The following is a 25,578-nucleotide window of genomic DNA, read 5'->3' as shown; positions in this document are numbered from 1 at the left end:
GCCGGCGATCCGCGCGGGGCGGTGATCAGGGGCGCAGCCGGTGCGGACGCGCGCGGCGGTGGACGAAGCCGAACACCATCGCGGCCACCCACACGAAGAACAGCACCTTGAGCACCGACCATCCGCCGACCGCGATGCCGATGACCAGCGCGAGCAGCAGGAAGGGCGCGATCGGCCCGGGACCCCTGCGGTGGCGCCTGTGGTGGTGCGGGCTCCAGCGGGCATGGGGGAGGTGGTGCGGCCGCCCCCGCAGCTGCGCGAGGTGGTGGCGGTGGGCTGCCATGGCCTCGGGCCAGCCGTAGGCGGACTCCTCGGGGGAGTGGCGAGCGGGACCGGGCAGATCGGCGCAGACGCGGGTCAGCTCGCCCGCCGTCTTCGCCGTCAGGGCCAGGCCGAGACGCTCGTCGAGCTCCTCGCGGGTCAGGCGGCCCTGCGCGTAGTGCTCGCGCAGGGCGGCCATCGTCTCGTCGCGCTCGGCGTCGCCGATGCGCAGCTCTTCACCTGTGGTCATGGCGGGAGGTCACTCCTCGTCGGGGTCGCCGTCGGCCAGGATCTGGTAGAGCTTGCGGCGCGTCTCGACCAGCGCCTTGCGGGCCTCGCGCACCTGTGCCTCCGTGCCGGAGTGCAGGATCTGCATCATCGCGAAAGCCGACTGCTTGGCGATGTCCATCAACTCGGCAGAGTTGTCGTCGATGTCGGGGCGCATGGCGTCCCACGGCGCGCGGACCTCTTCGGGGTGCTCGGCGATGTAGGCCTGCCCCGCGTCGGTGAGACGGAAGGTCTTGCGGCCCTCGTTCTCCTCGGCGATCACCAGACCCTCGTCGGTGAGCTGCTGGAGGGCCGGGTAGACGGCGCCGGGGCTCGGCTTCCAGCCGCCTTCGCTGCGCTCGGCGATCTCCTGGATGACCTGGTAGCCGTTGCGCGGCTCCTCGGCGAGCAGGGCGAGGATGGCGGCGCGGACGTCGCCGCGCTTGGCCTTGCGGCCGCTGCCGCCGAATCCGTGACGGCCGAACGGCCCGCCTGGACCGCCCCATGGGCCTCTGCCGAACTCGAAGGGGAACGGGCCGGGCCTGCCCCTTCCTCGCTGCCGGTGTTCGTGCGGGCCTCCCTCGTGCGGCGGGCCCTGCCTCTGGTGGTGATGACCGCCGTGCTGCCACGCCCCGGCCATCATGCGGAACGCCTCGCGGGCGGCCCTCTTCATCTCGCGGGGGTCGGCCCACTGGCCGCCGCCCATTGCCTGTGCGGAACTCATGGTGTGTTCTCCGTTCATACGCGATCGACTTTCGACCGCTCTCGATGCTTCAAAGATATATCGCTAACATTCTGAAGGCAAGGCCGGTTTCGGGACAGCTGTGGGGAAGTGCCGCGGAGTGACCTAGATCACGAAAAAGTCGCGGAATTCGGGAACATGGATGGGATGGGGGCCGTTAACTAGAGCAGACGAGGTCGTTCCGCGTCGGCAGGGCTGGGGGGTGCTGTCGCCGCGGTAGCGACCTCGTCTTTTTTGTCCCCGTCTCCCGCACGCGCTTTGCTCTACGATGACGTAGCGTGATCTTGACATGATGGGGCACACACACGCGCTGACCGGAGCCGCCGCCTGGCTGGGCCTCGCGCCCGTCTTCGCCGCGCTTCCGCTGGTGAACGAGTCGAGCAGGTTCATCGAGACGGGCATCATGGCGGGCGCCCTGACCCCCGCCGAACTCATCGCGGGCGCGCTGGTGTGCGCGGGCGCGGCGATGCTGCCCGACCTCGATCACCCCAGCGCCACCATCGCCCAGACCTTCGGCCCCGTGACCTGGCTGCTCAGCAAGGCGGTCTCGTGGCTGTCGGGCGGGCACAGGGGGGCCACGCACTCGCTGGCCTTCGCTGTGGCGGCGGGGTTCGGCGCGCACTACCTGGCCAGCACATACCCGATCGGCAGGGACATCATGGTCGTCCTGCTCATCGGCCTGTCCCTGCGCGCGATCGGCATCGGCATCCCCGGCAACAAGATGGGCTCGGCGATGGTCAACATCGGGCTCACCGCGGGGCTCTACGTCGTGTTCATGTCGCTGGGCGTGGGCTACGCGTGGCTGGGGCTGGCGGTCGGGATCGGCTCGCTCATCCACGTGGTCGGCGACTGCATGACCGAGCGGGGCTGTCCCGTGCTGTGGCCGATGGCCTACAAGTTCATGCTGCCGTGGAAGATCGGCATCAAGACCGGCAAGAAATTCGAGCAGAAGATTCTCGCGCCGGTACTTTCCGTGGCGATTGTCGGCCTCCTGTTCTGGCGCCTCGCCTACTAGCGGGTAACTTGATGTCGAGATACTTTGCCGGATATCTTGATGTCGAGAGATCCGGCCCCGCCTCCTGGTTAGGGTGACCTAACGTCATGGGAGGTCGCATGGTGCGGCAGGATTTGTGACTGAGAACTTGTCTAACGAGGAGGCGAATCACCGTGTCCGCGAACAGCTTCGGCAGCCGTGACACGCTACGCGTCGGCGACGCGTCGTATGAGATTTTCCGGCTTGATGCCGTCGAGGGCGCTGCCCGCCTCCCCTACAGCCTGAAGATCCTGCTGGAGAACCTCCTCCGCACCGAGGACGGCGCGAACATCACCGCCGACCACATCCGTGCGCTGGGCCAGTGGGACCCGAGCGCGGCGCCGAGCGTGGAGATCCAGTTCACGCCCGCGCGCGTCATCATGCAGGACTTCACCGGAGTGCCGTGCGTGGTCGACCTGGCCACGATGCGCGAGGCCGTACGCGACCTGGGCGGCGACCCCGCCCGCATCAACCCGCTGGCCCCCGCCGAGATGGTCATCGACCACTCGGTCATCGTCGACTTCTTCGGCCACCCCGACTCCTTCCAGCGCAACGTGCAGAGGGAGTACGAGCGCAACCGCGAGCGCTACCAGTTCCTGCGCTGGGGCCAGACGGCCTTCGACGAGTTCAAGGTGGTCCCGCCGGGCACCGGCATCGTCCACCAGGTCAACATCGAGCACCTGGCCCGCGTGGTCATGACCCGCGACGGCAAGGCCTACCCCGACACCTGCGTCGGCACCGACTCCCACACCACGATGGAGAACGGCATCGGCGTGCTCGGCTGGGGCGTCGGCGGCATCGAGGCCGAGGCCGCGATGCTCGGCCAGCCGATCTCGATGCTGATCCCGCGCGTGGTCGGCTTCAAGCTCACCGGCAAGCTGCCGGCCGGCGCGACCGCCACCGACCTGGTGCTCACCATCACCGAGATGCTGCGCAAGCACGGCGTGGTCGGCAAGTTCGTCGAGTTCTACGGCGAGGGCGTCTCCTCGGTGCCGCTGGCCAACAGGGCCACGATCGGCAACATGAGCCCCGAGTTCGGCTCGACCTGCGCGATCTTCCCGATCGACGGCCAGACCATCGACTACCTGCGCCTGACCGGCCGCTCCGAGGAGCAGATCGCCCTCACCGAGGCCTACGCCAAGCAGCAGGGCCTCTGGCTCGACCCCTCGGCGGAGGAGCCGGTCTTCTCCGAGTACATCGAGCTCGACCTGGCCACGGTCGTCCCCTCGATCGCCGGCCCGAAGCGCCCGCAGGACCGCATCGCGCTGAGCGACGCCAAGCGCGCCTGGCGCGCGGCCGTCAAGGACTACGCGACGGAGGCCGACTTCGGCCCCGCCGACGAGGCCTCGGCCGAGTCCTTCCCCGCCTCCGACTCCCCGGCGATCAGCCACGACGGCAACGGCGACCAGCCGCACGCCCCCGCGCTGAACGGCTCGCGCCCGCACAAGAAGGTGCCGGTCACGCTGGCCGACGGCACCTCCTTCGAGATCGACCACGGCATCGTCTCGATCGCCGCGATCACCTCGTGCACCAACACCTCCAACCCGTTCGTCATGCTGGGCGCGGCCCTGCTGGCGCGCAACGCGGTGGAGAAGGGCCTGACCCGCAAGCCGTGGGTCAAGACCTCGCTGGCCCCCGGCTCGCAGGTCGTCACCGGCTACTTCGAGCGCTCGGGGCTCCAGCCGTACCTCGACAAGATCGGTTTCAACCTGGTCGGCTACGGCTGCACCACCTGCATCGGCAACTCCGGCCCGCTGCCCGAGGAGATCTCGGCCGCGGTGCAGGAGCACGACCTGGCCGTCACCGCGGTCCTGTCGGGCAACCGCAACTTCGAGGGCCGCATCAACCCCGACGTGAAGATGAACTACCTGGCCTCGCCGCCGCTGGTGGTCGCCTACGCGCTCGCGGGCACGATGGACATCGACCTCGACAACGAGCCGCTCGGCACCGGCGCCGACGGGCAGCCGGTCTTCCTCAAGGACATCTGGCCCTCGCCCGAGGAGGTCGCCGAGGTCGTCAGCTCCTCGATCGGCCGCGAGATGTTCGAGCGCGACTACGCCGACGTCTTCAAGGGCGACGAGACCTGGCAGTCGCTGCCGATCCCGACCGGCAACACCTTCGAGTGGGACCCCGCCTCCACCTACGTGCGCAAGGCGCCCTACTTCGAGGGCATGCCGGAGAAGCCCGAGCCCGTCACCGACATCTCCGGGGCCCGCGTCCTGGTCAAGGTCGGCGACTCGGTCACCACCGACCACATCTCGCCCGCGGGCTCGATCAAGGCCGGCACCCCCGCCGCGCAGTACCTGCAGGCCAACGGCGTCGAGGTCAAGGACTTCAACTCCTACGGCTCGCGGCGCGGCAACCACGAGGTCATGATCCGCGGCACGTTCGCCAACATCCGCCTGCGCAACCAGATCGCGCCGGGCACCGAGGGCGGCTACACCCGCGACTTCACCCAGGCCGACGGCCCGGTGTCGTTCATCTACGACGCCTCGGTCAACTACGCCTCCGAGGGCACGCCGCTGGTCGTCCTGGCCGGCAAGGAGTACGGCTCTGGCTCCTCGCGCGACTGGGCCGCCAAGGGCACCGCGCTGCTCGGCGTCAGGGCCGTCATCGCCGAGTCCTACGAGCGCATCCACCGCTCCAACCTGATCGGCATGGGCGTCCTCCCGCTGCAGTTCCCCGAGGGACAGACGGCCGAGTCGCTGGGCCTGACCGGCGAGGAGAGCTTCGACATCACCGGAGTCGAGGCGCTCAACCAGGGCTCGATCCCCGGCACCGTGCACGTGAAGGCGGGCGAGGTCGAGTTCGACGCGGTCGTGCGCATCGACACGCCCGGCGAGGCCGACTACTACCGTCACGGCGGCATCATGCAGTACGTGCTGCGCTCGCTGCTGGCCAAGTAGGGGGACTTCCCGCTCCCGCACCCGGCCATCAGCCGGGGGCGGGCGGCGGGGGCCCGGCCATGGGCCGGGCGGGCGTGACCCTCAACGCGCCCCACTCGGGGGAACCACCCGATCTGACCGACGCCCCGCGCACCACCCCGCGCGGGGCGTCGGCGTTCTCCGCGCCGCCGTGGCTCACCTCTGCGACGGCACGCGCCGTCGGCGCGGCCGTCACGAGACCCTGGACGGCGGCGCCGACCAAGTGTCGCACGCCGAGGGCGACCCGGCCGCGTAGCCGCGTCCGAGCCAGTACGCGCGGCTGGCGCCCTTGCCGTGGCTGCGACGCCCCTCGGGCTCGTCCCCGCTCGCCCTCACCGCCTCGACGAGCGCCGTCCAGTCGGCGGGGGAACGGCCGAGCGAGCGCCACACGCTTGCGGTGAACACCCCCGCCAGGCAGTCGGCCTGCAGCTCGTAGCGCCTGCCCAGCTCGGCCTGGTCGCCCCTGCGGGCGCGCACCAGCCTCTCGTAGGCGCTCCTGACGCCCGCCTGCTGCTGCACGTGGTGACCGTACTCGTGGGCGGCGATCTTCAGCGGGTACAGGTCGGTGCGCCCCTCGATCCACGGGCCCTCGAGGGGGAAGACGAGCGTGGCGCGCCGGGTGCAGTAGAAGGCCGCCGCGCCGCCCGGCCACGGCAGGCCGCACACCTCGTCCTGCGGCTGCTCGAAGTAGAGGACCCTGGGGGCGCGGTAGCGCAGCCCCGCCCTGCGGAAGTGCGCCGACCACCCGGTGTCCATGCACCTGACGATCGCGGTGAGGTACTCCTTCGATCGGGGGATGCCGCCCGAGATCAGCGGCGGCTCGGGACAGGAGGCGGCGCGCAGCACGCCGGTCCCGTGGAGCCGTCCCGGCGGGCCTGCCTGTGCCTGGCCGTGAGCGGGCGGGACGGCGAGAGCACCGGTCGTGACCAGGGCGAGGGCGCAGGTGGCGGCCCGGCGAAGGGGGATTCTCACGACCATGGAGCATAGAGCCCATGACAGACGCGGTGTTGATCCTGATTCTTGCGGGTTTGGCGGTGTTTGTGGGGGCGGTTGTTCAGGGAAGCATCGGGTTCGGCCTGGGTCTGGTCGCCGCTCCCGTCCTGACGATGCTCGACCCCACCCTCATGCCGGGCTCGATCCAGGTGGTCAACGCCACGTTGCCGCTGTTCACGCTGGCCGTGGAGTGGCGCAGGGCGGATTGGAGGGGACTGGGCTTCGCGCTGCTCGGCCGGCTGCCGGGCAGCGCGATCGGCGCCGTCATCGTCGTCCACGTCTCCGCCACGTCCCTCGGCGTCTTCGTCGGGGTCATGGTGCTGATCGCCGTGGCGCTGACCGCACGGGCGGTGGCGGTGCCGCGCAACGGCTGGACGACCACCGCGGCGGGGTTCGCCTCGGGTGTCACGGGGACCGCCACCGGCATCGGGGGGCCGCCGATGGGGCTGGTCTACCAGAACGCCAGGGGCCCGGAGATCCGCGCGACGCTGGCCGCCTTCTTCTTCCTCAGCGCCAGCCAGTCGCTGCTCATCCTCTGGTGGGTCGACCGGTTGCCGGCCAGGGCGCTGTGGTCGGGCGCGCTGCTGATCCCGTTCCTGGTCGTGGGGTTCCTCGTCTCCGGGCCGCTGCGCCGCCACCTCGACGGCGGCGGGGTCAGGCGCGCCGTCCTCGTGGTGGCGGCGCTCTCCGCGCTGGCGCTGGTCGCGCAGAGCCTGCTGTGAGCGCGGCCCGCCCAACCCGCAGGTCTTCGTCTTCGCCGAGCGGAGCGCGACCTCGGGGTGGCGCGCCGACGCCTTGTCCAGCAGGGGCTGCGGCCTGCCCCGCAGGTGCAGGAGAACTCGTCGTCGTGCTCGCCCTCGCACGCGCCCGCCTCCTGATGCTGGGCGAACGCCGGTTACCCGGGCGTTTCTGGATTGTTACCCGCCACAACAAACTCGCCCTGCCGGGGGTCTTCCAAAGCAGGCCGCGGCGGAATACGTTGCCGCAAACAACATTCACCGCGTACGGCAGGCGCCGCCGTACGCGGGCGGAGCAACCCCCCATCCGTTCCCCCTGAGAAAGGACCCGTGCACCATGCGCAAGGGGATCCTCAGCCTGACCGCCGCGGTAGCGGCGACGACCCTCGGTCTCACCGCGTGCGGGGGCGACAGCGGTGGCACCACCCAGGCCAGTCCTGCCCAGTCCAGCGCGGCGCCCGCCTCCAGCGCGGCCGCCGCGGGCAAGATCGGCGTCATCCTTCCCGACAGCAAGTCCTCGGCCAGGTGGGAGACCGCGGACCGCAAGTACCTGGAAGAGGCCTTCAAGGCCGCGGGCGTCGCCTACGACATCCAGAACGCCCAGGGCGACAAGAACGCCTTCCAGACGATCGCCGACCAGATGATCACCAACGGCGCGACCGTGCTGATGATCGTCAACCTGGACTCCGGCACCGGCAAGGCCGTGCTCAGCAAGGCCAAGGCGCAGGGCGTGGCCACCATCGACTACGACAGGCTGACGCTCGGCGGCGGCGCGGCCTACTACGTCAGCTTCGACAACACCAAGGTCGGCACCCTGCAGGGTGAGGGCCTGTCGAAGTGCCTGGCCGACAAGAAGGCCGACAAGCCCATGGTCGCCTACCTCAACGGCTCGCCCACCGACAACAACGCGACGCTGTTCAAGGCCGGCTACGACGGCGTGCTCAAGCCGAAGTTCGACTCGGGCGAGTACGTCAAGGGCCCGGACGAGTCGGTGCCCGACTGGGACAACGCCAAGGCAGGCACGATCTTCGAGCAGATGCTCACCGGCGAGCCGAAGATCGCGGGCGTGCTCGCCGCCAACGACGGCCTCGGCAACGCCGCCATCACCGTGCTGAAGAAGAACAACCTCAACGGCAAGGTGCCGGTCACCGGCCAGGACGCCACCGTCCAGGGCCTGCAGAACATCCTCGCCGGCGACCAGTGCATGACGGTCTACAAGGCGATCAAGAAGGAGGCCGACGCGGCGGCCGCGCTGGCGGTCTCCCTGGCCAAGGGCGAGAAGCCCTCGGCCACCGGCACGGTCAAGGACACCGAGAGCGGTCAGGACGTGCCCGCCGTGCTGCTCGACCCCCAGGGGATCTTCTTCGACAGCGTGAAGGACGTCGTGGCCGACGGTTTCGTCACCAAGGACGAGCTGTGCACGGGCGAGTTCGCCGCCAAGTGCACCGAGGCCGGAATCCAGTAGACGCGGTCAGGGGTACGGCTGGCGGCAGCCGTACCCCTGCGGAGGAGCATATGAACCCCGTTCTTGAAGTGAGAGGGATCGACAAGAGCTTCGGTCCCGTCCAGGTCCTGCACGACGTCACCTTCGCCGCGCACAGGGGCGAGGTCACCGCACTGGTGGGCGACAACGGCGCGGGCAAGTCCACCCTGGTCAAGTGCATCGGCGGCATCTACCCGATCGACGCGGGCGACTATTTCTTCGACGGCGAGCAGGTGCACGTCGGCGGCCCCCGCGACGCGGGCGAGCTGGGCATCGAGATCGTCTACCAGGACCTCGCGCTCTGCGACAACCTCGACATCGTCCAGAACATGTTCCTGGGCAGGGAGCGCAGGAGCGGGCTGGTGCTCGACGAGGCCACGATGGAGGAGATGGCCCAGCAGACCCTCACCAGCCTGTCGGTCAGGACCGTGAAGTCCATCAGGCAGCAGGTCTCCAGCCTCTCGGGCGGGCAGCGGCAGACCGTCGCCATCGCCAAGGCCGTGCTGTGGAACAGCAAGGTCGTCATCCTCGACGAGCCCACCGCCGCGCTCGGCGTCGCGCAGACCGCGCAGGTGCTCGAACTGGTCCGCAGGCTCGCCGACAAGGGTCTGGCGGTCGTGCTGATCTCGCACAACATGAACGACGTGTTCGCCGTCTCCGACCGGATCGCCGCGCTCTACCTCGGGCGGATGGCCGCCCAGGTCAAGACCGCCGACGTGACCCACGCGCAGGTCGTCGAACTCATCACCTCGGGGCGCAGCGGAGACCTGGGCCTCACGAACGGGGTCTCGACATGAGCAAGCTCCTGGCCGACGACGAGGCCATCGTCACCGCAGTGCGGCAGCCCTCCATCGGCAACAGCGCCCGCGCCTACACGGAGAGGGTGCGCGGCGGCGACATGGGCGCGCTGCCCGCCGTGCTCGGCCTGGTCGTGCTCTGCACCGTCTTCGCGCTGCTGCGGCCCACCTTCCTCACCCCCGTCAACTTCGCCAACCTCTTCACCCAGGGTGGCCAGATCACCGTCATCGCCATGGGCCTGGTCTTCGTCCTGCTGCTGGGCGAGATCGACCTGTCGGCGGGCTTCGCCAGCGGCGTGTGCGCCGCCGTGCTCGCCGTGACGCTGACCGACATGGGCATGCCCTGGTACGTCAGCGTGCTGGCGGCCATCCTCACCGGTGTCCTCATCGGCCTGGTGCTGGGCGTGCTGGTGGCCAAACTCGGCATACCCTCCTTCATCGTCACGCTGGCGGGCTTCCTCGCCTTCCAGGGCGTGCTGCTCGTGCTCCTGGAGGAGGGCACCAACATCTCCATCCGCGACGAGACGATCCTGGCCATCGCCAACAGGAACCTCACCCCGATGCTCGGCTGGGGCCTGTTCCTGGTCGGGGTCGGCGGCTACGCGGCCGTCCAGATCGTCAGGTCGCTGAAGCGGTCGCGGCGCGGCCTGGTCGCCGACCCCGCCTCGCTGATCGCCGCGCGCGTCGGCACGATGGCGGTGATCGCCGGCCTCGCGGTCTACGTGCTCAACCTGGAGCGCAGCCGCAACCCCGCCCTGGTGTCGCTCACCGGCGTGCCCATCGTGGTGCCGATCGTGCTCGCCCTGCTGGTCGTGTGGACGTTCGTGCTGCGCCGCACCGCCTTCGGCAGGCACATCTACGCGGTCGGCGGCAACGCGGAGGCCTCCCGCAGGGCAGGCATCAACGTGGACCGGATCAAGATCAGCGCGTTCGTGATCTGCTCGGGCATCGCGGCGGTCGGGGGCATCATCGCCGCCTCCAGGGGCGCCTCCGTCGACCCGAACACCGGCGGCAGCCAGGTGCTGCTCTACGCCGTCGGCGCCGCCGTGATCGGCGGCACCAGCCTGTTCGGCGGCAAGGGCCGCGTGATGGACGCCGTCCTCGGCGGCGCGGTCATCGCGGTCATCGACAACGGCATGGGTCTCATGGGCTACGGCTCCAGCGTCAAGTTCATCGTCACGGGATCGGTGCTTCTGCTGGCGGCAGGGGTGGACGCGCTCGCCCGTCGTAGGGCGGCCGCCGCTGGTCTAAGGTGATCAGCGACTTCGGCACGGCAAAGGATCCACTGACGATGCGAGCGGGCCCGTCCCAGGAGGAGATCAGGCGTCACAACCTCGGCGCGCTGCTTCGCCATGTCCACCTGGGCGGGCCCACCTCCAGGGCCGAACTGACCTCCAGGATGGGCCTGAACCGCAGCACGATCATGGCCCTCACCTCCGACCTGACCGCCGCGGGCCTGGTGCGCGAGGAACTGCCGCGCGAGACGGGCAGGGCAGGTCGCCCCTCGCTCGTGGTGCGGCCCGAGTCCTCGCGGGTCTACGTCTTCGCCTTCGACGTCGGCCCCGACCGGCTCGCGGTGGCCCGCGTCGGGCTGGGCGGGGTGATCCTCGACCGGCGCGAGTCCGTACGGCGGCGCGGCGCCTTCGACCTGGAGGAGGTCGTCGGCGCGCTGGCCGCCTTCGCCAGGCAGATGCACCGCAAGACCCGCGCGGACACCGTCTGCGTGGGAGCGGCGGCCGCGGTCTCGGGCGGCGTGGGCAGGAGCGACGGGGTCGTCAGGTACGGGCCCAACCTCCTGCAGGCGGAGGCCCCCTTCGGCGAGGCGCTGGCCAGGAAGCTGGGCCTCGGCCTGCAGGTCAGCGTCGGCAACGACGCCAACCTCGGCGCGCTGGCCGAGCACACCAGGGGCGTCGGCGTGTCCGTGAGAGACCTGATCTACCTGCACGGCGACGTCGGCGTGGGCGGAGGGGTGATCGCGGGCGGGCACCTGCTCGGCGGGCACGAGGGGTTCGGCGGCGAGGTGGGCCACATGGTGGTCCACCCCGGCGGACGGCTGTGCGGGTGCGGCTCGCACGGCTGCCTGGAGGCCGAGGTGGGGGAGCGGGCGCTGCTGGAGGCGGCGGGCCGCACCACCGAGGGGCCCCTCGGACGCGACGCGGTCAGGGCCGTGGTCGACGCCGCCGACAGGGGCGACATCGTGGCGCAGGCCGCGCTGAGCCGCGTGGGCGACTGGCTCGGCCTCGGCGTGGCCAACCTGGTCAACATCTTCAACCCGGAGATGGTGATCTTCGGAGGGATGCTGCGCGAGGTCTATCTCGGCTCGGCCGCCCAGGTGCGCAGCCGCCTCGCGATCGACGCGCTGCCCGCCCACAGGGAGAAGCTGCGGCTGCGCACCTCCGAGCTGGCCGACGACGCCACGCTGGTCGGCGCGGCCGAGCTGGCCTTCGCGCACGTGCTGGCCGATCCGCTCGAGGCGCTGGCCAGGGTGGGCGGCTAGGAGACCTTGGAGGCGGGGGCCGTCCAGGTGTTGCACGAGGCGGGGTCGGCGGTGCGGAAACCCCTGTCGAGCCAGTCGGCGATGTTGCGGCCCTTGCCGTGGTCGCGCACCTTGCTCACCTCGTCGCCGCTCTGCCTGTCGATGAGCAGCAGCTCCTGCCAGTCGGCCTCCGTGCGGTCGAGGGAGTCCCAGACGCTGCCGATGAAGACGCCCGCCAGGCACTCGGCCTGAAGCTCGAAGCGGCGGGTCTGTTCGAGCTCCTCCTTCCTGCCGCTGAAGGGCTCGTACTCGAAGGCACGGGTGATGCCCGTCAGGTTCTGGACGTGGTGGGCGTACTCGTGGGCCACCGTGTCGAACAGGAACAGGTCGTAGGGATACTCCAGTGCCTTCTTGTCCAGCACGATGGTGAAACGCCGCTCAGGCGTGCAGTAGACGCCCGCCGCGTCGCCCACCTTCTCGTCGCAGAACGTCGCGGTCGGCCTGGTGGTGAAGCTGATGCCCGGCCGGGTGAACTTCACGCCCATCGCGGCGAAGCGCTCGCCCCACGAGCTGTTCAGGCACTCGTAGACGCCCAGCACGTACCGCCTGGCCGAGGCGCGGTCGTCGGCGGTGATCGCTCTCTCGGGGCAGGAGGAGGCCTTGAGCGGGCCGCCGCCGTACAACTTGTTCTTGGTCAGTCGCGGACCCTTGATCGGATAGGCGCCCGAGGCGGCTGACGCGGGGACGGCGGTGCCGCCGACAAGCAGGACGGCCAGCACAGCGGTGGCGGCGGCGCCGAGAAAGGGGAATCTCATGGGGCGCATTGTCCAGACATGCGCTTGAAAAATGATTGATGTCCGCGATCAGCTAAGACCGCGGACATCAAGTGAAAAATCACGACATGCTTAGGAGACGCGGGCCTTGGGAGCGCTGAAGGTGTTGCAGGCGTTCGGCGACTCGGCGTCGAAGCCCCTCTTCAGCCAGTAGGCGATGTTGGCCGGCTTGCCGTGGATCCCGTCGTCGAAGCCCGCCTGGGCGACCTTGAGGATGTACTTGAAGTCGAAGTCGCGGCGGCCGAGCGACTGCCACACGCTGCCGATGAAGGCGCCGGAGAAGCACTCGGCCTGCAGCTCGATCCTGCGGGCCTCGTCGTAGATGCGGGCCTTGCTCTTGCCCTTCCTGCGGTCGACGACGTCGATCATGCCGGTCAGCTCCTGGACGTGGTGGCCGTACTCGTGCGCCACGACCTCCATCAGGAACAGCTCGGTGGGCTCGGACAGGATGGCGGGGTTGAGCAGGACCGTCATCTTGCGCTCGGGCGGGCAGTAGAGCGCCTGCGCGCCCTCGGGGAACTTGCCGCACTTGCCGACCGACTGGCCGGGCTTGCTGACGACGCCGAACTTCGGCTTGCTGAAGGGGATCTTCGCCTTGGCGAGCTGACGGCTCCACGAGTCGTTGAGGCAGTCGAGCACGAACTCCAGGTACACCCTGGCGCCGTCCAGGTCGTCGCGCTGGATCGGCTGCTCCTGGCACTCCTTGAGCTCCATCGCGCCGCTCTTGTAGACCTTGTTCGAGGTCAGGACCGGCGGGAAGGCGGGGGTGCCCGCGGCAGCCGTACCGGCGAACAGGAGGCTCGCTAGGGCGCCGGAAAGCACGGCGAATAGGGGGGAACGCATAGTCACAGGACTTTAGACCACCAAGCGGTCACGCCGGAAGGCGCGACCGCCGGCGGGGAGCGGGCTAGGAGACGTACTTGGCGGAGACGTTCCAGGTGTTGCACGCGGCGGCGGCGCCGTAGTCCCAGCCGCGCTGCATCCACCTGGCCTGGTTACGGCTGGAGCCGTGGTCGTTCTGCGGCCAGATGGAGGCGCCCTTCTCGCCGAACCAGTCGATGATCTGCTGGTAGTAGGCCTCGTCCACGGGCAGCGTGTCCTTGACCGACTTCATGAAGACCGCCGACAGGCACTCGGCCTGCAGCTCGAGACGGCGCGAGTAGGCGAGCTTGCCCGCCTTGCTGGCGCGCCAGTGCACCTGGCCGTACCACGGCATGATGCCGGCGACCTGCTGCACGTGGTGGGCGTACTCGTGCGCCATCAGCCGGCCGATGCCGACGGGCGACGGATTGCGCAGCTCCGTCTTGGTGATCAACATGTACATGGTCCTGTCGGAGGAGCAGTAGACGCCGGAGGCGCCGGTCAGCCACCTGCCGCAGGCGGTGTTGCGCTTGGTCGTGATGATCCGCAGGCGCGGCTTGGAGAAGGGCATCCTGGCCTGCTTGAACTCGGCGGCCCACGCGCGGTTCAGGCAGTTGGTGAAAGCCTGGAGGAAGTGCTTGTAGGCGGCGGTGCTGCCGCGCTGGATCTCGCCGGGAGCGCAGTTGGAGCGCGCGAGCGTCCCCGTCTTGTACAACGGGCTGCTCGTGGCCGCGGCCTTCCCTCGGGGAGGCGCCACCTGCGCGGCCTCCGTGGTGGTGCCGGCGGAGGCCTGGGCGACGCCTGCCGTGCCGACGCCGGCCATGGCCAGCACCAGCCCGGCGGCCACAAGTGACGGAAGTTTCCTAAGGGGGACAGTGTTCATAGTGGGTAAACCCTAGGCCAAGATCGGACAAATCAGGGTGCATTTGACTCCGGTGAGTCATCGCGTGGTCCACGAACTAGACTCGATCCGTTGGCGAGTGGATGAGGGGATGATTCCGTGAGCGGGCTGCTGGCCTCGATCAAGGGACCGCACGACGTCAAACGGCTGGCGGCCGAGGAGCTGCCACAGCTCGCCCAGGAGGTTCGTGATCTGCTGGTCGACTCCTGTGCGAGGAACGGCGGGCACCTGGGCCCCAACCTGGGTGTGGTCGAAGTCACCATCGCGCTGCACAGGGTCTTCGACTCGCCGCGCGACCCGATCATCTGGGACACCGGCCACCAGTCCTACGTCCACAAGATGCTCACAGGGCGCTCGGACGGCTTCGACGCGCTCAAGCAGGAGGGCGGCCTGTCCGGCTACCCGAGCCAGGCCGAGTCGCCGCACGACTTCGTGGAGAACTCCCACGCCTCCACCGCCCTGTCCTACGCCGACGGCCTGGCCAAGGCGTTCAAGCTGCGCGGCGAGCGCGACAGGGTGGCGGTCGCGGTGATCGGCGACGGCGCTCTCACCGGCGGCATGGCATGGGAGGCGCTCAACAACATCGCCGCGGTCAAGGACCTGCCCTGCGTGATCGTCGTCAACGACAACGGACGCTCCTACTCGCCCACCATCGGCGGGCTGGCCACACACCTGGCCAAGCTGCGGGTCAACCGCCGCTACGAGGACATGCTCGAGTTCGTCAAGAACAAGATCGGAAACGTTCCCGTCGTCTACGACGCGCTGCACGGCTTCAAGAAGGGCGTCAAGGACGTCCTGGCGCCCCAGGTGATGTTCGAGGACCTCGGCCTGAAGTACGTCGGCCCGATCGACGGCCACGACGAGCAGGCTGTCGAGGAGGCGCTGCGCAAGGCGCGCGGCTTCGGCGGGCCCGTCATCGTGCACGCCCTCACCCAGAAGGGCCGCGGCTACGCCCCGGCGGAGAACCACGACGAGGACCAGTTCCACTCGCCGGGAGCCTTCGACAGGGCCACGGGCGTGGAGAAGCCCAAGGGCCGCATCTGGACCAACGTCTTCAGCGAGGAGCTGGTCGCGCTCGGCAAGGAGCGCGACGACCTGGTGGCGATCACCGCCGCCATGCTCCACCCCACAGGTCTCAACGCCTTCGCCGAGGCCTTCCCCGACCGCACCTACGACGTCGGCATCGCCGAGCAGCACGCCCTCACCAGCGCCGCGGGCCTGGCGCTCGGCGGGCTGCACCCGGTCGTCGCCGTCTACGCCACCTTCCTCAACAGGGCCTTCGACCAGCTGCTGATGGACGTCGCCCTGCACAGGCTGCCGGTCACCGTGGTCCTCGACAGGGCGGGCGTCACCGGCGACGACGGAGCCAGCCACAACGGCATGTGGGACCTGTCGATCCTGCAGGTGGTCCCCGGGCTGCGCATCGCGGTGCCGCGCGACGGCGAGCGGCTGACCGAGCTGCTGCGCGAGGCCGTCGCGGTGGACGACGCGCCGACCGTGCTGCGCTTCCCCAAGGGCCCCGTGGCCGCCACTCTCGAGGCGGTCGGCAGGCTCGGCGAGATGGACGTCCTGCGCAGCGGCGAGCCCGACGTGCTGCTGCTGGCCGTCGGCCCGATGGCGCAGGCCGCGATGGAGGCCGCCGTGCTGCTCGACGCGCAGGGCATCTCCGCCACCGTGGTCGACCCCCGCTGGGTCAAGCCGCTCGACGACGCGCTCGCCGACGCCGCCGCCGCCCATAAGCTGGTCGCCGTCGTGGAGGACAACGGCAGGGTGGGCGGCGTCGGCGACGCGGTCGCCCGCCTGCTGCGCGACCACGACGTCGACGTGCCGGTGCGCACCTTCGGAATCCCGCAGGAGTTCCTCGACCACGCCAAGCGGCCGAAGATCCTGGGCTACGCGGGGCTGACGGGGCAGGACCTCGCCCGCGACATCACCGAGGCGGTCGCGAAGCGGAGCTCGGCTCTGGAGAATCAGCCCGCCCAGGGCTGATCGCCCTGCGCACGGCGGCGGAGACGGCCACGATGACCAGGGCCGCCACCGCCGCCACCGGCAGCAGCAGCTCGGCGTGCTCGCGCACGACGCCGCCCGCGACCGCGCCGAGTGTCACGTAGGTGCTCACCCACGCGGTGCCGCCGATCACCGCCCACGGCATGAACCTCCTGTACGGCATGCCGAGGGCCCCCGCCACCGCAGGGGTGAGGGCGTGCACCACGGGCAGGTAGTAGGCCACGGCCAGCGCCCACCGGCTGCGCTCGAACAGCTCCTCGGCCCGCTCCCAGCGCTCCTCGCCGATCCTGCGGCCGAGCCTTCCGTGGCGCAGCCGTGGGCCGAGCGTCCTGCCCGCCCAGTGGCCTCCCGAGGCGCCCGCCACGCAGGCCACGACCCCTGCCGCGATGAGCGCCAGGACCTCGGGCGGGCTGCCCGCCGTGGTGCCCGCGACGATGAGCAGCGCGTCGCCTGGGACGATCAGGCCGACGCCGACCGAGGCGTCCAGGGTGAGGAAGGTCAGCAGGAGCGGCCACATCAGGACGAGGTCCTGGGCGGCCAGGGTGTCGAGCAGATGGCCGAACATGCCTCTCACCATGGCGGAGCGAAAAGCCCAGGTCATCGGGGCGAACCCCGAGACGACCCGGAGAGGCTCCGGCCACAAGGAGGAGCCTGCTGGCTGCATGATCGCCCATCGTGAGGGAACGATCACGACGTGGCAGAGATAATGAGGACCAAGAGCGTCGAGCAGTCGATCGAGGACACCGAGGCACCAGAGCACCGGCTCAAGCGGCGCCTGTCGGCCGTCGACCTGACCGTGTTCGGCATCGGAGTCATCGTCGGCACCGGCATCTTCGTGCTGACCGGCAGGGTGGCGAGGGAGACCGCGGGGCCCGCCGTCGCGCTCTCGTTCGTGGTGGCCGCCGTCGTGTGCGGGCTGGCCGCGCTCTGCTACGCCGAGTTCGCCTCGACCATCCCGGTCGCGGGCTCGGCCTACACCTTCGCCTTCGCCACGCTCGGCGAGTTCCCCGCCTGGATCATCGGCTGGGACCTGATGCTGGAGATGGCGCTGGCGGGGGCGGTGGTAGCGGTCGGCTGGTCGGGCTACTTCACCTCGCTGCTCTCCACGATCGGCATTCCCCTGCCCGACCTGGCCGGCATCAACTACCCGGCGATGCTGATCGTGGCGATCCTGACCGGCATCCTCGTGGCGGGCATCAAGCTGTCCTCCAGGGTCAACCTCGCCATCGTGGTGATCAAGGTCACGGTGATCCTGCTGGTCATCATCGCGGGGCTCTTCTTCATCCGAACGGCCAACTACACGCCCTTCATCCCGGCCCCCAAGGCCACCCCCGCCGTGGAGGGCCTGGGCGCGCCGCTGATCCAGGTGCTGTTCGGCATCACGCCTGTCGCCTTCGGCGTCATCGGCATCTTCTCCGCGGCGGCGATCGTCTTCTTCGCCTTCATCGGCTTCGACATCGTGGCCACCGCGGCGGAGGAGACCATCGAGCCGCAGCGCGACCTGCCCCGCGGCATCATCGGCTCGCTGGTCATCTGCACCCTGCTCTACGTCGCGGTGTCGCTCGTCGTGGTCGGCATGCAGCCCTACAGCCAGCTCAGCGAGGACGCCCCGCTGGCCGACGCCTTCACCGCCGTCGGCCAGCCGTGGATCGCCGGTCTGATCAGCATCGGCGCCATCGCGGGCCTGACCACCGTGGTCATGATCCTGATGCTCGGCCAGACCAGGGTGCTGTTCGCCATGTGCCGTGACGGCCTGCTGCCGCGCACCCTGGCCAAGGTCCATCCCGTCTACGGCACGCCCGCCAGGATCACGCTGATCGTCGGGTTCGTCACGATGGTGCTGTCGGGGTTCATCTCGCTCGGCGCGCTGGCCGAACTGGTCAACATCGGCACCCTGTTCGCGTTCGTCGTGGTGTCGGCGGGCGTGATCATCCTTCGCCGGACCCGCCCTGACCTGCCGCGCGCCTTCCGGGTGCCCCTGGTGCCCGTGCTGCCGATCGCCTCGGTCCTCGCCTGCCTCTACCTGATGATGAACCTGCCGGTGGAGACGTGGCTGCGATTCTTCGCCTGGCTGCTGATCGGCGTGGTGATCTACTTCCTGTACGGCTACCACCACAGCACCGTCCGCGGATACCGCGCGGGCGGGCCGAAGAGCCAGGGCTTGTGACGCGCGGGCCGGGGGTGAGGGCATGAGGCCCCCGGTCGTACAGGTTCGACGGCTGGGCCTCTGCCACGCTCAGCCGCAACCGAGGGAACCTCCTCTCTTGCTCCGGTGTATTCGGAGCATGAGACGCATTCTGCTCGTGCTCGCGCTCCTGCTGCCCGGCCTGGCCCTCGCGGCGCCCGCCAGGGCGGGCGGCTGGGCCGCCACCTACCTCGACCCGGTGCCCGCCTCCTTCGAGGCGGAGGCCACCTACACCGTGGGCTTCTGGATGCTGCAGCACGGCACCCATCCCTACGAGGGGCCGGACCTGGGAAAGGTCGGGCTGAAGTTCACCGACGGCGCCAGGAGCCTGGAGTTCACCGGCGTCGAGCTGAAGGAGAAGGCCCACTACGCCGCCGCGCTCGCCCTGCCCGCGGGCCGGTGGAAGGTCGAGGCGATCCAGGGGTGGTTCGCCCCGTTCGAGATCGGCACTCTCCAGGTGCCGGGCGCGCTGGCGGTCAAGCCGCTCGATCCCGAGCTCAAAGCCATGCTCCCGCGCTACCTGGAGATGAACGGCGGCAAGGACCCGTGGGGCCAGGTGCGCCCGCCGGGGTTCTCGAAGGCGGCGGTGGCGCCGCCCGCCGGCGCGGCGGCCCCCGCCGCCCCCGCTCCCTCGACCGCGCCGGCCCTGGCCGCCTCCGCCTCGCTCCTGCCCTACGGCGTGGCGCTCGGCCTGCTCGCGGTCGCGGGGGCGGCCTGGCTGGTCGTCCGGCGGCGCGTCAGAGCGTGAAGACCGCTCCGCCCGCGGCCTTCATCAGGCACGCGTTGGAGTAGGTCTTGGTGAAGCGGACGGGCTTGCCCCGCCAGGCGCCCCAGACCTCAACGGTGTGCGGCCTGAACTCCTTGGTGCAGATCGGGTTCTTCCTCACCTCGAGCCTGGCGGGCTTGCCCTTCACCGCGCGCAGCAGGCGGCAGGCCGCCCGGGGCGTGGGGTGGTTGCCGCCGTCGCGGTCGCAGGTGAGCCTGACGGTCTTCGCGGTGTCGGCCACGGTCACCGCCACCTTCAGCGAGGCCCTCGGCCGCTGTTCGGCCAGCGCCGGAGCGGTCGCGGCCATCATGAAAGCCCCCGTGAGGGCCAGTATCTTGATCGCTCTCATCGCCCCACGCTAGAAGACCACGGCGTGGGGCGAGTCGAGCCAGACCTATCGGGCATCAGGCGGGAACCGAGGCGACTCCCGGCTCGAGGAAGCGCGGCTGGGCGAAGCCCGCGCGGTCGAGGTACGGCGTGACGCCACCGAGGTGGAAAGGCCACCCCGCGCCGAGGATCATGCACAGGTCGATGTCCTGCGCCGCGGCGACCACGCCCTCGTCCAGCATGATCCTGATCTCCTCGGCCAGCGCCCTCAGCACCCGCTCGCGCACCTGCTCGGCCGTCGAGGGGCGCTCGCCGCCGGCGAACAGCGCCACCGCCTCGGGGTCGAGGGAGAAGTCGGGGGCGTAGACGCCAGGCTTGCCGGAGGCGACCAGCTTGGCCATGTTCTCCGACACCCCGAAGCGGGAGGGGAAGGCCGCGTGCAGCGTCTCCGACACGTGGTGGCCGACCGCCGGGCCGACCAGCTGCAGCAGGGCGAAAGGCGACATCGGCAGGCCGAGGTCGTCGAGAGAGTGCTCGGCCAGCTCCAGCGGTGTGCCCTCGTCCACGGCCGCGATGACCTCGCCCATGAAGCGGGTCAGCAGCCTGTTGACGACGAACGCGGGCGCGTCCTTGACCAGCACGGCCGACTTCTTCAGCGACCTGCCCACCGAGAAGGCGGTGGCGAGCGTGGCGTCGTCGGTCGAGTCGCCCTTGATGATCTCCAGCAGCGGCATCACCGCGACCGGGTTGAAGAAGTGGAAGCCGACCAGGCGCTCGGGGTGCCTGAGCTCGGAGCCCATCTCGCTGAGCGAGAGCGAGGAGGTGTTGGTCGCCAGCACGCACTCGGCCGAGACGTGCTCCTCGACCTCGGCGAAGACCTTCTTCTTGACGCCCATGTCCTCGAAGACGGCCTCGATGACGAAGTCGGCGTCGGCGAAGGCGTCCTTGGTCAGCGACCCGGTCACCAGCGCCTTGAGCCTGTTGGCGTGGTCCTGGCTGACCCTGCCCTTGGACAGCAGCTTGTCCACCTCGGCGTGCACGTAGCCGACGCCCTTGTCCAGGCGGGCCTGGTCGAGGTCGGTCAGCACGACGGGCACCTCGAGGCGGCGGGCGAACAGCAGCGCCATCTGCGAGGCCATCAGGCCCGCGCCCACCACGCCGACCTTGGTGACCTTGCGGGCCAGCGCCTTGTCGGGCGCGCCCGCGGGTCGCTTGGCCCGGCGCTGCACCAGGTCGAAGGCGTAGAGCCCGGCCCGCAGCTCGTCGCCCATGAGCAGGTCGGCCAGCGCCTCGTCCTCGGCGGCGAACCCGGCGTCGCGGGAGGCGTCCTTCGCCGAGGCGATGAGGTCGAGCGCACGGTAGGGGGCGGGGGCCGCGCCGCGCAGCTTCATGTCGACCAGGAAGCGGGCGTCGGCGACGGCCTTGTCCCAGTCCTCCTCGATCGCGGGCCGCTCGACCGTGACCGAGCCGCCCAGCACCTGGGCGGCCCAGCGCAGCGACTCCTCGAGGAAGTCGGCGGGCTCGAACATCGCGTCGGCGACGCCGAGCGCGAACGCGTCACGCCCCTTGATCATGCGGTTCTGCGACAGCGGGTTCTCGACGATGAGCTTGATCGCCTTGGCCGGGCCGATCAGGCGGGGGAGCAGCTGGGTGCCGCCCCAACCGGGCACCAGGCCGAGGAAGCACTCGGGCAGGGCCACGGCGGGCACGCCCGAGGAGATGGTGCGGTAGGTGCAGTGCAGCGCGATCTCCAGGCCGCCGCCCATGGCCGCGCCGTTGACGAAGGCGAAGCTCGGCACGTCCAGCTCGCCTAGGCGGCGGAAGACCTCGTGGCCCAGCCTGCCGATCTGCAGCGCCTCCTCGCGGGTGCGCACCAGCGCCGCGCCCTTGAGGTCGGCGCCGACCGCGAAGATGAACGGCTTGCCGGTGACGCCGACGGCCGCCAGGTCGGTCCTGGCCGCGATCGCGTCGATCGCCTCGTTCAGCAGCGTCAGCCCGCCGGGGCCGAAGGTGTTCGGCTTGGTGTGGTCGAAGCCGTTGTCGAGGGTGATCAGGGCCATCGTGCCCGCGCCGTGGGGCAGCTCGACGTCGCGCACCAGGGCCTTGGTGACGACTTCGCCGGCGAAAAGGTCGTTGATGTTGCTCATGCCAGGTTCTCCCAAATGACCGTGCCGCCCATGCCCATGCCGACGCACATGGTGGTGATGCCGTAGCGCACGTCGGGCCGCTCGCCGAACTGGCGGGCCAGCTGCGTCATCAGCCGCACGCCCGAGGAGGCCAGCGGGTGGCCGAAGGCGATCGCGCCGCCGTAGGCGTTGACCTTCTCGGAGTCCTCGGGGATGCCGAAGTGGTCGAGGAAGGCGAGCACCTGGACGGCGAAGGCCTCGTTGATCTCGAACAGGCCGATGTCGTCGATGGACAGGCCCGCCAGGCGCAGCGCCCGCTCGGTCGAGGGGATCGGGCCGACGCCCATGACCTCGGGGTCGACACCGGCGAAGGCGTAGGAGACCAGGCGCATCTTGGGCGTGAGCCCGAGCTCGGCGGCCACGTCGGCGGCGGCCAGGACGCAGCCGGTGGCGCCGTCGTTGATGCCGGAGGAGTTGCCCGCCGTGACGCGGCCGTGGGCGCGGAAGGGCGTCTTCAGCCCGGCCAGGCCCTCGACGGTGGTGCCGGGGCGCGGCGCCTCGTCGGCGACCGCGAGCCCCCAGCCCTTCTCGGCCGTCCTGATGGCCGTGGGCACCAGGTCGGGCTGGATCTTGCCGTCGGCGTAGGCCTTGGCGACCTTCTCCTGCGACAGCGCGGCGTAGGCGTCGGCGCGCTCCTTGCTGATGTCCGGGTAGCGGTCGTGCAGGTTCTCCGCGGTCATGCCCATGACCAGCGCGCTGCCGTCCACGAGCTTCTCCGACAGGAAGCGGGGGTTGGGGTCGACGCCCTCGCCCATCGGGTGGCGGCCCATGTGCTCGACGCCGCCGGCGATGGCCACGTCGTAGGCGCCGAAGGCGATGCCGCCGGCGACCGAGGTCACCGCGGTCATCGCGCCCGCGCACATGCGGTCGATCGCGTAGCCTGGCACGCTCTTGGGCAGCCCCGCCAGCACCGCCGCCGAGCGGCCGATCGTCAGGCCCTGGTCGCCGATCTGGGTGGTCGCCGCGATCGCGACCTCGTCCACCCGCTCGGGAGGAAGGTTCGGATTGCGCCTGATGAGCTCACGGATGACGCGGACGACCAGGTCGTCAGCGCGGGTCTCCGCGTACAGGCCCTTGGGCCCCGACTTGCCGAACGGCGTGCGAACGCCGTCGACGAAAACGACGTCACGAGAGGAAGGCACGGATTCGCTCCTCGTTGCAGGACTGGTTCGCCCCCTATGCTACTCATGAGTAACTAGTACTGCCTGTCGCCGGGTTCCCGACCATGCCGCCAGCAGGCAGGCGAGGGTCAGGGCGAGCAGGGCGCACAGCAGCCAGGTGGCCGGCTCCCACAGGTGGGCGCGGGCCGCCACGAGCGCGCAGGTGGCCGCCGCCGCCCCCGCCCACGCCGGGCGGCGCTCCTGGCCGGGCCCCCGGTGTCCCGGATCCCACGGGTCACCGGGGGAGGCGGTCGCGTGCGCCAGGGTGTCGCGCATCCACCAGATCGCGAAGAACACCGCTGCGGCCGGCCCTGCCAGCGCGACGACCTCGATCGCCTGGCTCGTCGCCGTGGCCAGGCCGTACAGCGCCGACTCCCTGAACAGGCGCGGCACGGTGAAGCCGAGCAGCAGTGTCACCGCCCAGCCCGCGGCGATCCCCAGCCTGGAGGCCGCCTGCCGAGGCCCTGACGAGTCCTTGGCGTAGAGGGCCTGCTCGCGTGCGCGCACCCGGCGCGAGCGCGCGCCCCAGGCCGCCTGTGTCAGCGCCATGGCAGGGACGGCCAGCGCGAGCACGGCGAGCGCCAGCCACGCGAAGGGCCGCGTGCCCTCCCTGGTCGGCGCCCGCTCGGCCAGCATCTGCGCCGTGGCGAGCGAGGCGATCGAGGCGACGAGCACGGCCACGGCCAGGCGCCGCGCCGACCGGGCGTGGGCGCGCAGGCCCGCGATGGCGTCCGCGCCGGGAAGGGTGGTAACCATGCCGGTCATCATGGCCGTCGCGGGCTCCCGCTTCGCTCACATCGCGTGGGATTCCTGGACCACCAGGTCGAGCAGGCCGGGGAAGCGGGCGTCCAGGTCGGCGCGGCGCAGGGTGATGAAGAGCTTGCGCCCCTCGGGGCGCTGGACGATCACCCCCGCCTCCCTCAGCACGCGCCAGTGGTTGGTCAGCGTGGACTTGGGGACGTCCGGCAGGACCGAACCGCAGAACATCTCCGTGTCGGGTGGCTGCGCCGAGAGCGTGCGGACGATCTGAGCCCGCACCGGGTGGCCGAGCGCGGCCATGACCTCGACCAGCTGGATCTGCTCTCTCGTGGGATGAAGCGCCGTCATCCAACCATTGTACGGAACTATCGAACTTGACGCCTGTCGTTCGATCGTACGAGAATCCCGTACTGTTCGCATTTCCCGAACGGTTGAAGGATCCCATGCCGCACACCCGCTGGACGCTGGCCCTGCTGGCGCTCTCGCAGCTCATCACCTCACTCGACTTCTTCATCGTGGTCGTCGCCCTGCCGGACATCGGCGGCGACCTCGGCTTCTCCGCGCAGAGCCTCCAATGGGTCTCCAGCGCCTACGCCGTCGCCTACGGTGGCTTCCTGCTGCTCGGCGGGCGGCTGGCCGACCTGGCCGGACGACGCAGGATGTTCGTCGCCGCACTGGCGCTGTTCGCCCTCTCCTCCCTGGCGGCGGGGCTGGCCACGGGGCCCGCCGCCCTGGTCCTGATCAGGGCCGTGCAGGGCCTGGGCGGCGCGCTGCTCTTCCCCGCGACGCTCTCCCTGGTCAACACCCTGTTCGAGGAGGGCAGGGCGCGCAACGCGGCGCTGGCGGTCTGGAGCGGCGCGGGAGCCAGCGGCCTGGCGCTCGGCTCCCTGCTCGGCGGTCTGCTGACCGGCGCCTTCGGCTGGGAGGCGGTCTTCTACGTGAACGTGCCGCTGGCGGTGCTGGCCATCGCGGCCGCCTACGCGCTGATCCCCTCCGACGGCCCCCGCGAGCGCGGCAGGCGCCTCGACCTGCCGGGCGCGGTGCTGGCCACGGCGGGAGTGAGCCTGCTGGCCTTCGCCCTCATCCAGGGCCCCGAGAGCGGCTGGGCCTCCGCGCCGGTACTGGGCGCCTTCGTCCTGGCCGCCGTCCTGCTGGCCGCCTTCGTCGCCGTCGAGCGCGGCAGCGGCGACCCGCTCATGCCGCTGCGCCTGTTCCGCAACCGCAGCCTCACCCCCGCGATCGTGGTCATCCTCGTCTTCGGCGGCACCTTCAACGCCCTGCCGTACTTCCTGACCGTCTACTTCCAGACCGTGCTCGGCTACGGCGTGGTGACCACGGGCCTGGCCTTCCTGCTGCCCTCCCTGCTGATCGCGCTGGGCACCCAGCTCGGCGGCAGGCTGGCGGGGCGCATCGGGATGCGCGCCACCCTGCTCATCGGCACGCTCGGCGGCGCGGCCGGCACCGCGCTGCTGGCGCTCGGGGTGAGCGAGGGCGGCAGCTACTGGAGCGCGCTGCCCGGCATCGTGGTCATGGGGGTCAGCCAGGGCTTCACCTGGACCGGCATGTGGATCGCCGCCGCCACCGGCGTGGCCCCCGCCCAGCAGGGCGTGGCCTCGGGCATGGCCTCCACCGCGCTGCAGGTCGGCTCGGCCATCGGACTGGCGGTGCTCGTCGCGGCGGGCGGCGTGGGTGAGGCCACCGGCGCGGCGCTCGCGGGAGGGGTGCGCACGGCCGTGCTGGTCGCGGCGGCCGGCATGCTGCTCGGCGCGCTCGTCTCGCTCGCCTTCGCCAGGAAGACGCGGCCCGAGCTGCGCCCCGCCGTCGTCTGACGCAACCATCACACCGCCGGCGGTGTTCTGGACATCGTCGCGCGTACTCAC

24 protein-coding genes are annotated in these 25,578 nt (G+C 70.5%); 11 read left to right on the top strand and 13 right to left on the bottom strand.

Annotation, left to right across the window (positions count from 1 at the left end):
• Window positions 1-25: 25 nt before the first annotated feature.
• Together ABFX55_RS08065 and ABFX55_RS08060 are read right to left on the bottom strand one after the other, a co-directional pair.
• The gene (locus tag ABFX55_RS08065; RefSeq protein ID WP_346119128.1) at window positions 26-511 is read right to left on the bottom strand and encodes a DUF1707 SHOCT-like domain-containing protein; all 486 of its coding nucleotides are present in this window, start codon (window positions 509-511) and stop codon (window positions 26-28) included.
• 9 nt (window positions 512-520) lie between these two features.
• Entirely contained in the window at window positions 521-1,252 is a 732-nt protein-coding gene (locus tag ABFX55_RS08060; protein WP_346119126.1) for a PadR family transcriptional regulator, read from the bottom strand.
• 307 nt (window positions 1,253-1,559) lie between these two features.
• Between ABFX55_RS08060 and ABFX55_RS08055 the strand changes: the two genes are divergently transcribed.
• Together ABFX55_RS08055 and acnA are read left to right on the top strand one after the other, a co-directional pair.
• Complete coding sequence (locus ABFX55_RS08055) at window positions 1,560-2,285, top strand: metal-dependent hydrolase (protein WP_346119124.1); 726 nt, start codon at window positions 1,560-1,562, stop codon at window positions 2,283-2,285.
• Between the two features lie 146 nt (window positions 2,286-2,431).
• Window positions 2,432-5,209: an aconitate hydratase AcnA gene (acnA, locus tag ABFX55_RS08050; protein ID WP_379479003.1), complete on the top strand. Its 2,778-nt coding sequence runs from the start codon at window positions 2,432-2,434 to the stop codon at window positions 5,207-5,209.
• Between the two features lie 28 nt (window positions 5,210-5,237).
• Here the strand turns inward: acnA and ABFX55_RS08045 are convergent, their stop codons facing one another.
• Both ABFX55_RS08045 and ABFX55_RS08040 read right to left on the bottom strand, forming a co-directional pair.
• Entirely contained in the window at window positions 5,238-5,423 is a 186-nt protein-coding gene (locus ABFX55_RS08045; protein ID WP_346119120.1) for a hypothetical protein, read from the bottom strand.
• A complete protein-coding gene (locus ABFX55_RS08040; protein ID WP_346119118.1) occupies window positions 5,420-6,199 on the bottom strand; it encodes a neutral zinc metallopeptidase in 780 nt (259 codons plus the stop codon). The genes ABFX55_RS08045 and ABFX55_RS08040 overlap by 4 nt, the downstream gene beginning before the upstream one ends.
• 62 nt (window positions 6,200-6,261) lie before the next feature.
• Between ABFX55_RS08040 and ABFX55_RS08035 the strand changes: the two genes are divergently transcribed.
• The 5 genes from ABFX55_RS08035 (at window position 6,262) to ABFX55_RS08015 (ending at window position 11,734) form a co-directional block, all read left to right on the top strand.
• Window positions 6,262-6,942 (top strand): sulfite exporter TauE/SafE family protein, encoded by a 681-nt coding sequence (locus tag ABFX55_RS08035; protein ID WP_346119232.1) that lies wholly within the window; start codon window positions 6,262-6,264, stop codon window positions 6,940-6,942.
• A gap of 352 nt (window positions 6,943-7,294) precedes the next feature.
• Complete coding sequence (locus ABFX55_RS08030; RefSeq protein ID WP_346119116.1) at window positions 7,295-8,422, top strand: sugar ABC transporter substrate-binding protein; 1,128 nt, start codon at window positions 7,295-7,297, stop codon at window positions 8,420-8,422.
• Between the two features lie 50 nt (window positions 8,423-8,472).
• The gene (locus ABFX55_RS08025; RefSeq protein WP_346119114.1) at window positions 8,473-9,237 is read left to right on the top strand and encodes an ATP-binding cassette domain-containing protein; all 765 of its coding nucleotides are present in this window, start codon (window positions 8,473-8,475) and stop codon (window positions 9,235-9,237) included.
• Window positions 9,234-10,493, top strand: coding sequence for a sugar ABC transporter permease (locus ABFX55_RS08020; protein WP_346119112.1), 1,260 nt, complete (start codon window positions 9,234-9,236; stop codon window positions 10,491-10,493). Before ABFX55_RS08025 ends, ABFX55_RS08020 begins: the two co-directional genes overlap by 4 nt.
• A 35-nt stretch (window positions 10,494-10,528) precedes the next feature.
• Window positions 10,529-11,734, top strand: coding sequence for an ROK family transcriptional regulator (locus ABFX55_RS08015; protein WP_346119110.1), 1,206 nt, complete (start codon window positions 10,529-10,531; stop codon window positions 11,732-11,734).
• Here ABFX55_RS08015 and ABFX55_RS08010 read toward each other — a convergent pair.
• The 3 genes from ABFX55_RS08010 to ABFX55_RS08000 all read right to left on the bottom strand — a co-directional run bounded on the left by ABFX55_RS08010 (window position 11,731) and on the right by ABFX55_RS08000 (window position 14,254).
• On the bottom strand, window positions 11,731-12,528 hold the full coding sequence (locus tag ABFX55_RS08010) for a neutral zinc metallopeptidase (RefSeq protein ID WP_346119108.1): 798 nt from the start codon (window positions 12,526-12,528) through the stop codon (window positions 11,731-11,733). The genes ABFX55_RS08015 and ABFX55_RS08010 overlap by 4 nt on opposite strands.
• Before the next feature lie 90 nt (window positions 12,529-12,618).
• Window positions 12,619-13,389: a neutral zinc metallopeptidase gene (locus ABFX55_RS08005; protein WP_346119106.1), complete on the bottom strand. Its 771-nt coding sequence runs from the start codon at window positions 13,387-13,389 to the stop codon at window positions 12,619-12,621.
• Window positions 13,390-13,453: 64 nt separating this feature from the next.
• Window positions 13,454-14,254 (bottom strand): neutral zinc metallopeptidase, encoded by an 801-nt coding sequence (locus ABFX55_RS08000; protein WP_346119104.1) that lies wholly within the window; start codon window positions 14,252-14,254, stop codon window positions 13,454-13,456.
• Window positions 14,255-14,416: 162 nt separating this feature from the next.
• Between ABFX55_RS08000 and dxs the strand changes: the two genes are divergently transcribed.
• Window positions 14,417-16,297, top strand: a complete 1,881-nt coding sequence (gene dxs / locus ABFX55_RS07995) for a 1-deoxy-D-xylulose-5-phosphate synthase (protein ID WP_346119230.1) — start codon at window positions 14,417-14,419, stop codon at window positions 16,295-16,297.
• Here the strand turns inward: dxs and ABFX55_RS07990 are convergent.
• Window positions 16,239-16,880: a DedA family protein gene (locus tag ABFX55_RS07990; RefSeq protein WP_346119102.1), complete on the bottom strand. Its 642-nt coding sequence runs from the start codon at window positions 16,878-16,880 to the stop codon at window positions 16,239-16,241. The two genes, dxs and ABFX55_RS07990, sit on opposite strands and share 59 nt — an antisense overlap.
• A gap of 141 nt (window positions 16,881-17,021) precedes the next feature.
• Between ABFX55_RS07990 and ABFX55_RS07985 the strand changes: the two genes are divergently transcribed.
• Both ABFX55_RS07985 and ABFX55_RS07980 read left to right on the top strand, forming a co-directional pair.
• Complete coding sequence (locus ABFX55_RS07985; protein WP_346119229.1) at window positions 17,022-18,482, top strand: amino acid permease; 1,461 nt, start codon at window positions 17,022-17,024, stop codon at window positions 18,480-18,482.
• A gap of 118 nt (window positions 18,483-18,600) precedes the next feature.
• On the top strand, window positions 18,601-19,248 hold the full coding sequence (locus ABFX55_RS07980; RefSeq protein ID WP_346119100.1) for a hypothetical protein: 648 nt from the start codon (window positions 18,601-18,603) through the stop codon (window positions 19,246-19,248).
• Here the strand turns inward: ABFX55_RS07980 and ABFX55_RS07975 are convergent.
• From ABFX55_RS07975 to ABFX55_RS07955, 5 genes are read right to left on the bottom strand one after another with little or no spacing between them, the layout of a single operon-like run.
• On the bottom strand, window positions 19,238-19,615 hold the full coding sequence (locus ABFX55_RS07975) for an SSI family serine proteinase inhibitor (RefSeq protein ID WP_346119098.1): 378 nt from the start codon (window positions 19,613-19,615) through the stop codon (window positions 19,238-19,240). The genes ABFX55_RS07980 and ABFX55_RS07975 overlap by 11 nt on opposite strands.
• Before the next feature lie 55 nt (window positions 19,616-19,670).
• Window positions 19,671-21,740, bottom strand: coding sequence for a 3-hydroxyacyl-CoA dehydrogenase NAD-binding domain-containing protein (locus tag ABFX55_RS07970; RefSeq protein ID WP_346119096.1), 2,070 nt, complete (start codon window positions 21,738-21,740; stop codon window positions 19,671-19,673).
• Window positions 21,737-22,921 carry a thiolase family protein gene (locus ABFX55_RS07965; protein WP_346119094.1) on the bottom strand — a complete coding sequence of 395 codons (1,185 nt, stop codon included), beginning with the start codon at window positions 22,919-22,921 and terminating at the stop codon, window positions 21,737-21,739. Before ABFX55_RS07965 ends, ABFX55_RS07970 begins: the two co-directional genes overlap by 4 nt.
• A gap of 39 nt (window positions 22,922-22,960) precedes the next feature.
• Window positions 22,961-23,695, bottom strand: a complete 735-nt coding sequence (locus ABFX55_RS07960) for a hypothetical protein (RefSeq protein WP_346119092.1) — start codon at window positions 23,693-23,695, stop codon at window positions 22,961-22,963.
• Between the two features lie 36 nt (window positions 23,696-23,731).
• On the bottom strand, window positions 23,732-24,046 hold the full coding sequence (locus tag ABFX55_RS07955) for an ArsR/SmtB family transcription factor (RefSeq protein ID WP_346119090.1): 315 nt from the start codon (window positions 24,044-24,046) through the stop codon (window positions 23,732-23,734).
• A gap of 95 nt (window positions 24,047-24,141) precedes the next feature.
• Between ABFX55_RS07955 and ABFX55_RS07950 the strand changes: the two genes are divergently transcribed.
• On the top strand, window positions 24,142-25,527 hold the full coding sequence (locus tag ABFX55_RS07950) for an MFS transporter (RefSeq protein WP_346119088.1): 1,386 nt from the start codon (window positions 24,142-24,144) through the stop codon (window positions 25,525-25,527).
• Window positions 25,528-25,578: the final 51 nt, after the last annotated feature.

The organism is Nonomuraea roseola (assembly GCF_039535395.1).
GTDB classification, from domain to species: Bacteria; Actinomycetota; Actinomycetes; order Streptosporangiales; family Streptosporangiaceae; genus Nonomuraea; species Nonomuraea roseola.
The sequence above is the reverse complement of the archived record's forward strand: the minus strand, read 5'-3'. Positions and strand labels throughout refer to the sequence as shown.

Excerpts from the sequence above, each read along its gene's own strand:
- ABFX55_RS08065 (WP_346119128.1), bottom strand. The coding sequence starts at position 511 with ATGACCACAGGTGAAGAGCTGCGCATCGGCGACGCCGAGCGCGACGAG.
- ABFX55_RS08060 (WP_346119126.1), bottom strand. The coding sequence starts at position 1,252 with ATGAGTTCCGCACAGGCAATGGGCGGCGGCCAGTGGGCCGACCCCCGC.
- ABFX55_RS08055 (WP_346119124.1), top strand. The coding sequence starts at position 1,560 with ATGATGGGGCACACACACGCGCTGACCGGAGCCGCCGCCTGGCTGGGC.
- ABFX55_RS08030 (WP_346119116.1), top strand. The coding sequence starts at position 7,295 with ATGCGCAAGGGGATCCTCAGCCTGACCGCCGCGGTAGCGGCGACGACC.
- ABFX55_RS08025 (WP_346119114.1), top strand. The coding sequence starts at position 8,473 with ATGAACCCCGTTCTTGAAGTGAGAGGGATCGACAAGAGCTTCGGTCCC.
- ABFX55_RS08020 (WP_346119112.1), top strand. The coding sequence starts at position 9,234 with ATGAGCAAGCTCCTGGCCGACGACGAGGCCATCGTCACCGCAGTGCGG.
- ABFX55_RS08015 (WP_346119110.1), top strand. The coding sequence starts at position 10,529 with ATGCGAGCGGGCCCGTCCCAGGAGGAGATCAGGCGTCACAACCTCGGC.
- ABFX55_RS08010 (WP_346119108.1), bottom strand. The coding sequence starts at position 12,528 with ATGAGATTCCCCTTTCTCGGCGCCGCCGCCACCGCTGTGCTGGCCGTC.
- ABFX55_RS08005 (WP_346119106.1), bottom strand. The coding sequence starts at position 13,389 with ATGCGTTCCCCCCTATTCGCCGTGCTTTCCGGCGCCCTAGCGAGCCTC.
- ABFX55_RS07990 (WP_346119102.1), bottom strand. The coding sequence starts at position 16,880 with ATGTTCGGCCATCTGCTCGACACCCTGGCCGCCCAGGACCTCGTCCTG.
- ABFX55_RS07985 (WP_346119229.1), top strand. The coding sequence starts at position 17,022 with ATGAGGACCAAGAGCGTCGAGCAGTCGATCGAGGACACCGAGGCACCA.
- ABFX55_RS07980 (WP_346119100.1), top strand. The coding sequence starts at position 18,601 with ATGAGACGCATTCTGCTCGTGCTCGCGCTCCTGCTGCCCGGCCTGGCC.
- ABFX55_RS07975 (WP_346119098.1), bottom strand. The coding sequence starts at position 19,615 with ATGAGAGCGATCAAGATACTGGCCCTCACGGGGGCTTTCATGATGGCC.
- ABFX55_RS07970 (WP_346119096.1), bottom strand. The coding sequence starts at position 21,740 with ATGAGCAACATCAACGACCTTTTCGCCGGCGAAGTCGTCACCAAGGCC.
- ABFX55_RS07960 (WP_346119092.1), bottom strand. The coding sequence starts at position 23,695 with ATGGTTACCACCCTTCCCGGCGCGGACGCCATCGCGGGCCTGCGCGCC.
- ABFX55_RS07955 (WP_346119090.1), bottom strand. The coding sequence starts at position 24,046 with ATGACGGCGCTTCATCCCACGAGAGAGCAGATCCAGCTGGTCGAGGTC.
- ABFX55_RS07950 (WP_346119088.1), top strand. The coding sequence starts at position 24,142 with ATGCCGCACACCCGCTGGACGCTGGCCCTGCTGGCGCTCTCGCAGCTC.